This is a genomic window from Streptomyces sp. DT2A-34, assembly GCF_030499515.1.
In the GTDB taxonomy this organism is placed as follows: Bacteria; Actinomycetota; Actinomycetes; order Streptomycetales; family Streptomycetaceae; genus Streptomyces.
In genome coordinates, this window is record NZ_JASTWJ010000001.1 from 1,204,549 (window position 1) to 1,216,835 (window position 12,287).

Annotated in this window: 10 protein-coding genes and 2 pseudogenes; 2 read left to right on the forward strand and 10 right to left on the reverse strand. The window is 72.7% G+C overall.

Features of this window, described 5'->3' with window-relative positions; translation table 11 throughout:
- Positions 1-321: 321 nt before the first annotated feature.
- A pseudogene (locus QQM39_RS05180) lies at positions 322-734 on the reverse strand (NAD(P)/FAD-dependent oxidoreductase); the annotation flags it as partial.
- Between the two features lie 168 nt (positions 735-902).
- A complete protein-coding gene (ribA, locus tag QQM39_RS05185; protein WP_301995443.1) occupies positions 903-1,571 on the reverse strand; it encodes a GTP cyclohydrolase II in 669 nt (222 codons plus the stop codon).
- A 41-nt stretch (positions 1,572-1,612) separates the two neighbouring features.
- On the opposite strand from ribA, the gene QQM39_RS05190 reads away from it, so the two are divergent.
- The gene (locus QQM39_RS05190; RefSeq protein WP_367668906.1) at positions 1,613-2,401 is read left to right on the forward strand and encodes a creatininase family protein; all 789 of its coding nucleotides are present in this window, start codon (positions 1,613-1,615) and stop codon (positions 2,399-2,401) included.
- A gap of 146 nt (positions 2,402-2,547) precedes the next feature.
- Here the strand turns inward: QQM39_RS05190 and QQM39_RS05195 are convergent.
- From QQM39_RS05195 to QQM39_RS05215, 5 genes and pseudogenes are all read right to left on the reverse strand, one after another.
- Positions 2,548-3,654 (reverse strand): annotated as a pseudogene (locus QQM39_RS05195) (lysylphosphatidylglycerol synthase transmembrane domain-containing protein); the annotation flags it as partial.
- Positions 3,651-4,589 carry a hypothetical protein gene (locus QQM39_RS05200; protein WP_301995445.1) on the reverse strand — a complete coding sequence of 313 codons (939 nt, stop codon included), beginning with the start codon at positions 4,587-4,589 and terminating at the stop codon, positions 3,651-3,653. The pseudogene QQM39_RS05195 and the gene QQM39_RS05200, both read right to left, overlap by 4 nt.
- Positions 4,590-4,735: 146 nt before the next feature.
- Complete coding sequence (locus QQM39_RS05205; protein WP_302003486.1) at positions 4,736-5,872, reverse strand: glycosyltransferase family 4 protein; 1,137 nt, start codon at positions 5,870-5,872, stop codon at positions 4,736-4,738.
- Positions 5,873-6,060: 188 nt separating this feature from the next.
- On the reverse strand, positions 6,061-6,459 hold the full coding sequence (locus QQM39_RS05210; RefSeq protein ID WP_301995446.1) for a 6-carboxytetrahydropterin synthase: 399 nt from the start codon (positions 6,457-6,459) through the stop codon (positions 6,061-6,063).
- A gap of 150 nt (positions 6,460-6,609) precedes the next feature.
- Positions 6,610-7,593: a zinc-binding alcohol dehydrogenase gene (locus tag QQM39_RS05215; protein WP_301995447.1), complete on the reverse strand. Its 984-nt coding sequence runs from the start codon at positions 7,591-7,593 to the stop codon at positions 6,610-6,612.
- Positions 7,594-7,701: 108 nt separating this feature from the next.
- Between QQM39_RS05215 and QQM39_RS05220 the strand changes: the two genes are divergently transcribed.
- Complete coding sequence (locus tag QQM39_RS05220; RefSeq protein ID WP_301995448.1) at positions 7,702-8,460, forward strand: CDP-alcohol phosphatidyltransferase family protein; 759 nt, start codon at positions 7,702-7,704, stop codon at positions 8,458-8,460.
- Between the two features lie 303 nt (positions 8,461-8,763).
- On the opposite strand, the gene QQM39_RS05225 is transcribed toward QQM39_RS05220, so the two are convergent.
- Genes QQM39_RS05225 through QQM39_RS05235 form a run of 3 tightly spaced genes read right to left on the reverse strand, consistent with a single transcriptional unit; the run spans position 8,764 to position 12,285 of the window.
- Positions 8,764-9,201, reverse strand: a complete 438-nt coding sequence (locus tag QQM39_RS05225) for a GNAT family N-acetyltransferase (RefSeq protein WP_301995449.1) — start codon at positions 9,199-9,201, stop codon at positions 8,764-8,766.
- 10 nt (positions 9,202-9,211) lie between these two features.
- Positions 9,212-10,438: an MFS transporter gene (locus tag QQM39_RS05230; RefSeq protein ID WP_301995450.1), complete on the reverse strand. Its 1,227-nt coding sequence runs from the start codon at positions 10,436-10,438 to the stop codon at positions 9,212-9,214.
- On the reverse strand, positions 10,435-12,285 hold the full coding sequence (locus QQM39_RS05235; RefSeq protein ID WP_301995451.1) for an ABC transporter permease subunit: 1,851 nt from the start codon (positions 12,283-12,285) through the stop codon (positions 10,435-10,437). Before QQM39_RS05235 ends, QQM39_RS05230 begins: the two co-directional genes overlap by 4 nt.
- Between the last annotated feature and the right edge of the window lie 2 nt (positions 12,286-12,287).

Genomic DNA, 12,287 nt, shown 5'->3' on the forward strand with positions numbered 1-12,287 from the left:
CGGCGTAACCCGATCGTGTGATGGTCGGCTTCTGAGCTTGCGAGCCTCAGGGCCAATTCGGGGTAGCGTCTCCGTGCGATCTGGGACGCCGGGTGCGGCGCCAGCGTGCGGGGCCCCTGCTCCACCAGCGAGATGGTTCAGGGCCTCCCCGTCGCCTCTGGCCGCCTCCACAGGCCAGGTCGTGAGGGACTCCGCCCGCCTGGCTCGGACCACGGACAGGATCCGTGTCGCCGCCCGGGATGCGAAAGCGGACGACCAGTGCGCCCAACACCGTTCGGGGCGTGCGGCTGATCGGGCGCTCCTGTTCAGTCCCCAAGGAACGGTGCAGTGGCCGTCGTCCGGCAAGACCCGGAGGCCAGCAGCCCCTCGGCGGGGTCGATCATCCGGCTCGGCACCCCGAGGGAGTTCTGCAGCCGGACGCTCGCCTCGAACCCGGCGACCTCCTCCGCAGTGGAGAGCAGGAACAGATAGCCGACCCGGTGCAGCCCGATGTCGTACCCGGTCTCCTCCTCGAACCGGCCGAACGCCTCCAGACTCCGCGCCCCCAGCTGGATGTTCACCTCGTCGGAGAACTGCGCCCGCACCCCGCCGGCCGCCTTCGAGGTGGAGCCGGAGGCCAGCTCGTCCCGCCCGACGAGAACGACGTCTCTGACTCCGGCGCGGGCGAGATGGTAGGCGATGCTGGTGCCCATCACGCCGCCTCCGATGACGACGACACCCGCATGCGTGTTCAGAGGCCCACCTTCCTGGTCGGCGTCGGTTCTACCGCGCCCCGAAGGGGCGCGGGGCTGTATCGATATGCGGCTCCGCCGCGTGGGCGCGACCAGCCACGACGGAGCCGCAGACGACCGCGGCACATCGCGGCAGTTTCTCATCGCGGCACAACCCAGCGGAGCGCCTCGTCAGGACAGGTGCGCGACCGCGTCCAGATGGGGCAGGTGGTGGTCGAGGCGCTCCCGCTTGGTGCGCAGGTAGGTGATGTTGTTCTCGCACGGCGGGATCAGCAGCGGGACCGTCTCGGCCACCTGGATGCCGTGCCGCAGCAACGCCTCGCGCTTGCGCGGGTTGTTCGACATCAGGCGGACGCTGTCCACGCCCAGGTCGTGCAGGATCTCGGCGGCGACCCCGTAGTCGCGGGCGTCCACCGGCAGGCCGAGCGCGAGGTTGGCCTCGACGGTGTCCAGGCCCTCCGCCTGCAGCGCCATCGCCCGCAGCTTGGCGAGCAGACCGATGCCCCGGCCCTCGTGGCCCCGCAAGTAGACGACGATGCCGCTCCCTTCGGCGACGACCGCGCGCAGCGCGGAGGCCAGTTGGTCGCCGCACTCGCAGTGCTGCGAGCCGAACGCGTCACCGGTCAGGCACTCGGAGTGCAGCCGGGTGAGCACGTCGTCCGTGCCTATCTCACCGTAGACGAGGGCCACTTGCTCGTCACCGCGATCGTGGTCGAGGTAACCGATCGCCCGGAATTCCCCGTACACGGTGGGCAGGGGGGCATTCACCACGCGTTCCACGCCGGAACGCTGCGTCCGCTGTGCGGACTTCTTGCCGAGCACACCAATTTTTTCTGTCATGATTCTTCAGTTCCTAAGCAGAGACGAAAGGCCGGGAAAAGATGAGTGGTTCGGAGACGCGGCCGACGGCACACTCGCTGGTGCCGGCGGACACCACCGAAGACGTACGGACGCGATGCGCGGGCGTTTCACGACAGGTCGCGGTCCTGCCCGTCGGAAGCTTCGAGCAGCACGGTCCGTTCCTTCCGCTGGCGACCGACACGCTCGTGGCGTGCGCCGTCGCGCGCGGGATGGCCGCCACGTATCCCGTGCACCTCCTTCCACCGGTGACGATCTCCTGCTCGCACGAGCACGCGGCCTGGCCGGGGACCGTCAGCATCTCCTCAGTGACCCTTCATGCGGTGATACGGGACATAGCGGCTTCGCTCCGCCGGTCGGGCGTGGACGCCCTGGTGCTGGTCAACGGGCACGGCGGAAACTACGTACTGGGCAATGTCGTTCAGGAGTCCTCCGCGCGCGGCGAACGGATGGCGCTGTTCCCGGCCGCGGAGGACTGGGAGGCGGCGCGGGAGCGGGCGGGAGTGGAGACCTCGCTGCTCACCGACATGCACGCGGGGGAAATTGAGACCTCCATCCTTCTGCACACTCATCCCGAATTGATCCGACCCGGTTATGAGACTTCCGATTTCGTGGCCGACGACCGTCGTCATCTGCTCACCCTCGGTATGTCCGCCTATACCGATTCGGGTGTCATAGGCCGTCCTTCGCTTGCTTCCGCGGAAAAGGGGAAGCAGCTGCTGGCGAGCCTCGCGGATTCCTTCGGCGCGTATGTGTCACTGCTGACCTCCGCGGACGATTCCGTACGGGACACGGGAGACGCAAGGGCATAGCGGCCGGGTTCCGGGGCCGCCTCGGTCGCGGCGGTCCCGGAGCCCGTGCGCAGGCCGGCGTACCAGCGGGCGACAAGGACGAGGACGCCGGGCAGTGCGGCCACGAAGCTGAGCACGCCGTACACGACGGCGACGGCCAGCCCGGTGTCGGCGCCCAGCCCCGCGGCGCCGAACGCCCAGGCGGTGACGCCCTCCCGAGGGCCGAAGCCGCCGACGTTCAGGGGCAGGCCCATGGCGAGCAGGGCGAGGACGGCGAGCGGCACCAGGACGGCCACGGAGGCGGCGGAGCCGGCGATCCTCGCGGCGAGCACGAACATCGCGAGGTGGCCGGCGAGGACGACGACGGAGGAGACGGCGACCCCGGGACCGTTACGGCGGGACAGCAGGGCCTCGCGGGCCTCGCCGAGCGTCGTGCGCAGCGCGGTCGGGTTCGTCCGGTCACGGCGGGAGGGCGCACGGTTCATGCGCACGGCGGCCACCACGGCGAGCGCGCCCACCGCGGCGAACAGCAGGACGGGCGTGAGGTCCCGGGCCTCGTTCAGCACCGGCGACGGCATGGTCAGCAGTACGGCGGCGCCGGCGACCGCGAGGACGACCTGACCGGCCGTCCGTTCGAGGACGACCGTGCGGACGCCGCGCCCCATGTCACCGGCGCTCTGCCCGTGCCGCACCGCGCGGTGCACATCGCCGAGGACGCCGCCGGGGAGGGCCGCGTTGAGGAACAGGGCGCGGTAGTAGTCGGCGACGGCCGGCCCGAGAGGCAGCCGGATCCGCAGGCCTCGGGCCACCAACTGCCAACGCCACGCGCTGAACGCGGTGGTGACGAGCCCGATGCCGAGCGCCGCGCCCAGTGCCGGCCCGTCGATCCGCCGCAGCCCGTCGAGGAAGACACCGGTACCGAGCCGCCAGAACAGCACCGCGAGGATGACGACGCCGACGGCCGTGCCCAAGTGGGTACGGAAGGCAGGGGTGTTGAGGCGGGAAAGGACAGTGCGCAGGGTCGTACGGGGGCGCGCTGCGCCGAGGGCCGGTGTTTCCGAGTGGGGCTCGGCGACGATGACGCCGATGCGGCAGGGGGAGACGGCTACGGGGTCGGGGGCCAGGGGTGCGGAGGGCTGGGCGGTGAGCCGGGCGGCGGAGGGCGCCTCGCGGCGGGCGGCGACCGTGCTCACGGCCCATGTCCGCACTCGCCGCTCTCGCGGGTCGGCGCCCCGCCGGGTGGCGCTCGCCTGCGCCACCGTCTCCACGCTCATGACGCTCCGCCCGTCGGCCTGCACAGCGCCAGAAGGTCGCTGTGGTGGACCACCACGTGCAGCTCACCCGCCTCGCAGGCGGCGAGACGGTCGCGCAGGTAGCGTTCGGCGCGCTCGCGGAGTTCGGGGCGTTGCTCGACCGCCGCGCCGACCCAGCCGCGCAGCCACTGGGCGGTGAGCGCCGACTCGCCGGGGCCGAGACGCCAGGGGCTCGGGTGCACCTGGACGGTCGCGCCGTACTCGGAGAAGGCCTCGGCCGCTGCCGTGATCGCGTCCGGGCCCAGCATCCCCGAGCGCCGCTGGTGGGCGTTGAACGCCTCGGCGATCTCGCTGTCCAGCGGGTCGGACGGGGTGAGTTCGACGCGGCCGGCGACGGAGAGCGTCAGCAGCGCCGGGCAGCCCGCGCCCGCACACGCGGCGGCAAGGGTGTCGACCTCCTCACGGGTGAGGACGTCGAGCAGTGCGGAGGCGGTCACCAGCGAGGCGCCGGCGAGGGCGTCCGGGGTGAGACGGCCGACGTCGCCGCGGCGCGTCTCGACCGTGACCCGGCTGCCGTCGGCGGAGGAGCGCGGGGAGGCCGCGGCGGCGAAGTGCAGGAGGTAGGGGTCGCGGTCGTGCAGGACCCAGTGCTGGGAACCGTCGAGGTGGGGCGCGAGCCAACGGCCCATGGAGCCGGTGCCGCAGCCCACGTCGTGGATGACCAGTCCGGCCCGTCCCGGCAGGTTGGCCAGCCGGATCCGCAGCGGATCGAGCAGGTCGTGCGCCCGCGCGGCGGCGTCGGCGCCTTCGCGCAGCTCCAGCCACTCGGGGGCGTAGCGGGGCGGGTCGTCGGGACCGGCGTCCCGCAGGCGTACGGTGGCGCGCTCCCCGGGCCGGAAGCTCGGCCCGGCCCCGAGAATCACGGCGTCCGCGTCAGCGGCCTCCGATACGGACATTCCGCCCATGTCACCCTCCGCCGAAACGATCCCGCGCTGCATACCGGGCTCCCGGGCGGCAGCCGTCGACGACGAGGATTCCGTCGCGTCCCTGGGTCCCGGCTGTGCCGGAATCGTCCCCCCGCTCGGTGTCGTTGCCGTCTTCCTCATGCCACCCTCCGGGGTTCGTTCGGCAGTCGGCCCAGAACCGCGGCCAGGCTGCGGGCCGTGCCGGCCCAGCCGTTCAGGGCGGCCCGGCGTCCCCGGGCCGCCGCCTTCAGTCGGCGTCGTACGTCCGCCTCGCCGAACCAGCCGCGCAGCTCGGCGGCGATCGCGGCGGGGTTCTCCGGCGGGACGAGGATGCCGGGGACGCCTCCGTCGGGCGCCCGGCCGACCGCCTCCGGCAGTCCGCCGACGTCCGTGGCGAGCACGGGGATACCGCGTGCGAGCGCTTCGGTCACCGCCATGCCGTACGTCTCGGCGTAGGAGGTGAGCACCATGAGGTCGGCGGCGTTGTAGCTGGCGTCGAGTTCGGCGCCGGCCTGCGGGCCCGCCAGGATCAGTCGGTCCTCCAGGCCGTGCCGCGCTATCAGGGACCGCAGCCCGGCCACGTACTCGGAATCCTGGTTCAGCCCGCCCACGCACACACAGCTCCACGGCAGGTCGGTCACCGCCGCCAGCGCCTCCACCAGCCGGTGCTGTCCCTTGCGCGGCGTCACGGCGGCCACGCACAGCAGCCGGGACATGCCGTCCGTGCCGGAGGCGAGGGGCGCGATGTCGGCGCCGGGGGCGGCGACATGGACCCGCTCGGGGGCGAGGCCGTGGTGGGCGACGAGGCGGCGGACCGCCCAGTCGCTGGTGGCGATGACCGCGGGGACGGCCCGCAGCACGGTCCGTTCGAGGGCGTCCAGCTCCGTGGCGACGGCGGGGGCGAGCCCCGTCTCGTCACCGAGCGGCAGGTGGACGAGGACCGCGAGGCGCAGCCGCTCCGCCTCCGGGACGATGATCTCGGGCACGCCGCAGGCGACCAGCCCGTCGAGGAGGACGACCGTGCCGTCCGGGAACTCCCGCAGCGTGCGGGCGAGTTCCGCACGGGCCGCGGCCCCGGGGCTGGGCCAGCTCCCGTCCACCGCGTGCTTGTGGACCTGCCAGCCGAAGCCGGGCAGATCCAGACTCACCCGCCGGTCGTAGGCGTTGCCGCCGCTCGGCGCGGCCGGGTTGTCGACACCGCCCGGCATGACGAAGTGCACGGAGCGCAGGGACATGCGGATGATGTCGGCATTCTTCAGAACGGAGTGCTGCATGGGCACGTAGCCGAGTCGCGCACCGTTCACGGTCACGTCGGTCCGGCTCACCACCGCGTCGGTGCGGCTCACCACCGCATCGGTGCGGCTCACCACCGCGTCGGTGCGGCTCACCACCGCATCGGTGCGGCTCACCACCGCATCGGTGCGGTCCACCACCACGTCGGTGCGGTCCACGGTCATGTCGGTCACAGCGCACGCTCGTAACTCGCCCACGCGACATGCGACTCGTGCAGGGTGACGGTGAGCCCTGCGAGACCCTTCGCGCCCTCGCCCAGCGCGCCCTTCTCGATCCGCTCGGCGAGCCGGTCTGCGATGACCTTGGCCAGGAACTCGGTGGAGGTGTTGATCCCGGCGAAGTCGGGTTCGTGGTCCAGGTTCCTGTAGTTGAGCTCGCCGACGACGGCGCCCAGTTCCCGCGTGGCCAGTCCGATGTCGACGACGATGTTGTCGTCGTCCAGCTGCTCGCGCCGGAACGTGGCGTCCACCAGGAACGTCGCTCCGTGCAGGCGCTGCGCGGGCCCGAAGACGTCGCCGCGGAAGCTGTGGGCGATCATGATGTGATCGCGGACGGTGATGCTGAACAACGGACGACCCTCCAGGTGCGGTACGCCTAGTCCCCGGCTCGTCGCTGCCGGGGATGCCGTGTAGTACGGCTCTTCGCTTCCCGTTGTTCAGCCGTCTCTCACTCTTTTCTCAGGTCAGGCGCTCTTGTCGTCCCCAATTGAACGAGTCCGTCAGGGCGTGTCCGTGTACCTGACGCGATGACAGAGCGCCGGGATCTCCCCGGAGGTGAGCCTCGGCATGACCTCGGGCAGTTCCTCGAACCCGCTCTCCCCGGTGACGAGCGCGTCGAGGGCGGGGTCGGCGAGCAGGTCGAGGGCGAGGGCGAGCCGGTCGGCGTAGGTGCGGCTGGCGCGGCGGGCCGGGGAGACGGTGCCGACCTGGCTGCTGCGGATGACGAGCCGCCGGGAGTGGAAGGCCTCGCCGAGCGGGAGGCTGATCTGCCGGTCGCCGTACCAGCTGAGTTCGAGGACCGTGCCCTCGGCGGTGAGCAGTTCGAGGGACCGGGCGAGGCCCTGCTCGGTGGCGCTGGCGTGGACGACCAGGTCGCACTCGCCGAGCGCGTCGTCGGGCGTGGCGAAGTCGATGCCGAGAGCCTCGGCGACCTTCGCCCGGCCGGGGTCGGCGTCGACCAACTGGAGCCGTACGCCCGGGAAGCGGGCCAGCAGGGCGGCCACCGAGCAGCCGACCATGCCGCCGCCGACCACGGCGATCCGGTCGCCGATCAGGGGCGCCGCGTCCCAGAGCGCGTTGACGGCCGTCTCGACGGTGCCGGCGAGGACGGCCCGTTCGGCGGGCACGGTGTCCGGTACGACGGTCACCGCGCTCGCGGGGACGACGTACCGGGTCTGATGCGGATGCAGACAGAAGACGGTGCGGCCGAGGAGTTCGTCGGGTCCCTCCTCCACCACCCCGACACTCAGGTAGCCGTACTTCACGGGGGCGGGGAACTCGCCCTCCTGGAACGGGGCCCGCATGGCCGCGTACTGGCTCTCGGGGACCCCGCCCCGGAACACGAGTGTCTCCGTGCCCCGGCTGACTCCGGAGTACAGCGACCGCACCAGGACGTCGCCCTCGCCCGGTTCCGGCAGGGTGACCTCCCGGATCTCTCCTTCACCCGGAGAGCTGAGCCAGAACGCACGTGCGGTGCGGTTCATCGGGATCCTCCTGAACGATCGGGAAGCTGTTCACGTACCGAGGTGTGCACAGGTCGCGCACAGTACGCGGCCTTGATCGACTCTGTCATCCGGCCGGAGGAATGTGCGGTGGCCCTGAACAACACGTACGAAGCAAGGCTGGTCCAGCAGGAGACCGCGGTGGGAGCGGGCGTGCAGATCCTGTTGCTGGCCCTGCTCGGTTCGGCGATCGGCCTGGGGCCGGCGGGCTGGCTGACCGGCCTCGTCTTCGCCATCGCCTCCTGGGCGCTGCTCTCGCTGGCCCTGCACCGGTCCAGGCTGCGCTCCTTCGGCCCGGCGAACCGGGTCACCCTCGGCCGCGCGACGCTGGTGGGCGGCGTCACGGCGCTGGTGGCGGACTCCTTCGAGAGTTCACCGCCGGTGACGTTGTTCGTGGGCCTGACGGCGGTCGCCCTGATCCTCGACGGCGTGGACGGCAAGGTGGCCCGCCGCACCGGGACGTCGACGGCGCTGGGCGCGCGCTTCGACATGGAGGTGGACGCGTTCCTGATCCTGGTGTTGAGCGTGTACGTCTCGATGTCGCTGGGGCCGTGGGTCCTTTTCATCGGCGCCATGCGCTACGGCTTCGTCGCCGCCGCCCGCGTCTGGCCCTGGCTGAACGCCCCGCTCCCGCCGAGCACGGCCCGCAAGACGGTCGCCGCCATGCAGGGCGTGTTCCTGCTGCTGGCCGCGTCCGGGCTCCTCCCCTACATGGCGACGTTCGCGGTCGCCGCGACAGCTCTGGCGGCGCTCGTCTGGTCGTTCGGCCGGGACATCCTGTGGCTGTGGCGGACGTCGCGGGTGGAGCAGGTTCCCGTGGCGGAGGTACGGGAGCTGGTGGCGTCCTGAGCGGTCAGTCGTCGAGGGGTGGTTGGGGGTGCGCGTCTATGCCTGCGGCGGCCTGTACGGGAGTGGTGGGGGTGCGCGTAGCGCCCGGGTTCGTTGTGGGGCGGGGACCGTCGGGGGGGTGTCCGTCCTCGGTCCGGTGGCTGGCGTACTGCCAGGAGGTGCTGTTTCTTGACACCGGACTCTGCGGGCGGACACCCCCCGACGCGTCCCCTCACCGTCGTACGGGACTGCGGGCCAACCCGGCTGCTCCGCTGCGCTGTCGCGGTGCCCGTCATGGCCTGAGGCCCCGGGCCCACCGACCAGTCAGCCGTCGAGCCGCATCCGGTACACCGTCGACTCCCTCGCCTCGAACCCCACGCGTTCGTACAGCCGGTTGGCCGCGGCACGGTCCGGCCGCGACGTGAGGTCGACGGTCCGCGCCCCCGCCTCCCGGGCCAGTCGGACCGCCTCGTCCAGCAGCAGCCCGGCGACTCCGTGACCGCGCGCGGCACTGTCGACGACCACGTCCTCGATCCGGGCGCGCAGCCCCGAGGGCACGGGAAGCAGTACGAGGGTCAGGGTGCCGACGATCTCACCGTCCGCCCGTGCGACGAGCACGGTGTTCGCGTCGCACCGCACGATCCGGTCGACCGCCGCGAGATCGAGAGGCTTGGCGGTCCGGGACAGCTGTGGCAGCAGCCGACCGAAGTCGGCCACGAGTTCCGCGCTCGTCTCCCTGGCGATCTCCACCTGAACGTCCATGCCGTGGACCCTACCGGCGCGGCAACAACCCGATCGCCGCGACCGGTACGGCCGCCAGTACCAGCCAGGGCACAGCGGCCGGCAGACCCGTGTCGAGCAGCGTGCCCGTCGCCGAGCTGCCGACCAGGACGATCAGGCCCGAGACCGACGACAACGCCCCGGTGTAGAGGCCGAGTCGGCCCTCCTCGGCGAGGTCGGGGACCCAGGCGCGGGCGACCGGCGCGACGAGCATCTGGCCTAGGGTGAGCAGGACGACGAAGCCGGCCGCGGGCAATAGCCCTGCCGTGCCCGTCCAGTCGGCGGGCCGGGCCGCGGCCACGACCGCGAACCCCGTTGAGATCAGCAGCAGTCCGACCACCATGGACCGGCGCAGGGTGAGCCGCTCCCCCACCCAGCGGGTGACCGGCAGCTGGGCGACCACCACCAGCAGCGAGGACAGGGCGAACAGCCAGGCCAGCGCGGCCTGGGAGCCCGTGACGCGCTCCACCTCGTCGGGGAGGGCGAGGTAGAGCTGGTTGTAGGCGAGCAGGTAGGCGCCGTACGCGCAGCACAGGGCGAGGAAGCGCCGGTTGCGCAGCAGCTTCCCCATGCCGCCGCGGAACCGGACGCCCCCTCGCCCGGGTATGTGCTGCGGCAGCAGCCACGCGTGCCCGGCGAGGACGAGTACGAAGATTCCGGCGCCGGCGAGGCAGACCGTACGGAAGTCCACCGACAGCAGCAGCGCGCCCAGCAATGGTCCGACGAAGGCGCCCGCCTGTCCGGCCACCGTCAGCAGCGCGAGGACGCGGGTACGGGAGCCGCCGCCCGACTCCTCCCACACCACGGCCTGCCGGGCGACCTCGGACTCCACGGCGGGTGAGAACAGCGCGGCGGCGAACCCGATCAGCAGCACGGCACCGATGACCGCCCAGGTCTCCCGCGCGTACCCGAGCCACGCGAACCCGGCGATCCGCAGCACGCAGCCCGTGAGCACGACCGGCCGGATGCCGTACCGGTCGGCCAACGCCCCGCCCACCACGAACAGCCCCTGCTGGCTGAAGGTCCGCAGCCCCAGCACGAACCCGACCAGCCAGCCCGCCATGCCGACGGCCTGTCCCAGGTGCTCGGAGAGGAAGGGCAGCACGGCGAAGAAGCCGATGTTGAAGGCGAGTTGGGTGAGGATGAGCAGGCGGAGGAGGGGGGAGAGGCGGGGGCGGTCCGGTGTCTTGCGGAGGTCGCGCGACAGTAGCGAGGTCATCCGGTCTTCACCAACTCCCTGGAGGCTGACGGCTGTTCGGGCATGGGCAGGATGGGTTCGGCCTCACGGCGTCGTCGCCGCCCCCACCGCACGCCACCGGCCGCCGTCACCGCCAGCGCGCCCAGCAGGGCGAGTACGACGGCGGGGGCGAGGACCGCCCAGGGGGCGCGCTCGGCGTACGGCTGGTTCTCGGCCAGGAGCAGGCCCCATTCCGGGGAGGGTGGCTGGGCACCCAGGCCGAGGAAAGCCAGGGAGGCGAGCGCGAGGGCGATGCCCGGCAGGCGGAGCAGGGCGTGGCGGGTGACGGGGGGTACGACGGCGGGGAGGAGTTCGTGACGCAGGAGGTACCAGGGGCCGGCGCCCAGCGCGCGGGTGGCGGTCAGGTGGAGGGCGGCGCGTTCCTGCCGGAGCAGCGCGGAGGTGTGGGCGGCGAGCGGCGCCCAGGCGACGGCGGCCACGGCGAGCGCGGGCGTGGCGGTTCCGCTGCCGACGACCGCGGTGACGAGCAGGGCGACGAGGACCGGCGGCAGCGCGGTGACGGTGTCGACGAGCGGGCCGGACAGCCGGGGCAGCAGGCCGAGCAGCACTCCGGTGAGCAGGGTGGCGGCGGTGATCGCGAGGGCGAGCAGCAGGGTGTCGAGGGCGCCGTGGGCGACGCGGGCGAGCACGTCCCGGCCGAGGGCGTCGGTGCCGAACGGGTGCGCCGGGGAGGGGGCGGCGAGTCGCTCGGCGGTGTCGAGGGCCAGCGGGTCTCGGGGCAGGCCGAGGGCGATGACGGCGACCAGCAGGCCGCCGTAGGCGAACGGCAGGATCCTGCCGGCGGGCGGCGACGGCCGGTGCAGGGACGGCAGTGCGCCGTCGCGCAGGGCCGGGCCGATCAGCAGGCGGGCGAGGAGGCGGGCCAGTCCGGCGGCCACCGCGGCGAGCAGGATGAGGGCGAGCGTGCCGGCCTGGAGGACGGGCAGGTCCTGGGCGAGGGCGGCCTGGAGGGTGGTGCGGCCCAGGCCGGGGATATCGAAGATCTGCTCGACGGTGACCGATCCGCCGGTCAGTCCTACGACGAACAGGCCGGTGTTGGGCAGCAGTCCGGGCAGGCAGCGGCGCAGGGCCTGGCGGGCGACGGTGCGGCCGGGAAGTCCGCGTGCGGTGGCGGCCAGGGCCCAGGGCTCGGCGAAGGCGCCGGGCAGCAGGTCGTCGAGGAGGCGGCCGAGGACGGCCCCGGCGGGGAGGCCGAGGGCGAGGGCGGGGAGGATCGTCCACTGGGGGCCGTACCAGCCGAGGGCCGGGAGCCAGCCGAGTTGGACGCCTACGACGGTGGCGAGTACGGAGGCAGTGAGGAACTCGGGCAGTGCGGCGAGGACGGCGGAGCCGCTGCCGCCCGCCCGTCGCCCGCCACCGCCCTTCCAACGAGGCGCTTCGCGCCACACCTTCTGATTGCGCCGCCCGTCGAGCCGCCGGTGTGCGCCGAGCCACAGGGTGCGGGCGCAGATCAGCGCGGCGGTGACGGCGGCGACCGCGAGGGCCACCGCCATCAGCAGCAGGGACACACCCAGGGCCTGGAGCACGGCGGGCGTGACCTCGCTGCCGGAGATCCACGAACGGCCGGAGTCCCCGTGCCACAGCCCGCCCAGCCAGTCACCGAGGAGGTGGAAGGGGCCGTTGTCCAGGCCGAGTTGGGCTCGGATGTCCGCGAGCACCTCGGGGGTGGGGTCGCGGTCCGCCGAGCGGACCTTGAGCACGGTGAGGGCCGGGTCCGTGTGCGAGAGCCAGGGCAGTACGCCGATGGCGGTGACGAGTGCGACCGCGATCCCGACCCGCCACAGGAACGTGGCCGTGCGCTGCCGCATGG

Bases quoted from the DNA above. Each gene is read 5' to 3' on its own strand.
- ribA (WP_301995443.1), bottom strand. From the start codon at position 1,571: ATGACAGAAAAAATTGGTGTGCTCGGCAAGAAGTCCGCACAGCGGACG.
- QQM39_RS05190 (WP_367668906.1), top strand. From the start codon at position 1,613: ATGAGTGGTTCGGAGACGCGGCCGACGGCACACTCGCTGGTGCCGGCG.
- QQM39_RS05200 (WP_301995445.1), bottom strand. From the start codon at position 4,589: ATGTCCGTATCGGAGGCCGCTGACGCGGACGCCGTGATTCTCGGGGCC.
- QQM39_RS05205 (WP_302003486.1), bottom strand. From the start codon at position 5,872: ATGCAGCACTCCGTTCTGAAGAATGCCGACATCATCCGCATGTCCCTG.
- QQM39_RS05215 (WP_301995447.1), bottom strand. From the start codon at position 7,593: ATGAACCGCACCGCACGTGCGTTCTGGCTCAGCTCTCCGGGTGAAGGA.
- QQM39_RS05225 (WP_301995449.1), bottom strand. From the start codon at position 9,201: ATGGACGTTCAGGTGGAGATCGCCAGGGAGACGAGCGCGGAACTCGTG.
- QQM39_RS05230 (WP_301995450.1), bottom strand. From the start codon at position 10,438: ATGACCTCGCTACTGTCGCGCGACCTCCGCAAGACACCGGACCGCCCC.
- QQM39_RS05235 (WP_301995451.1), bottom strand. From the start codon at position 12,285: ATGCGGCAGCGCACGGCCACGTTCCTGTGGCGGGTCGGGATCGCGGTC.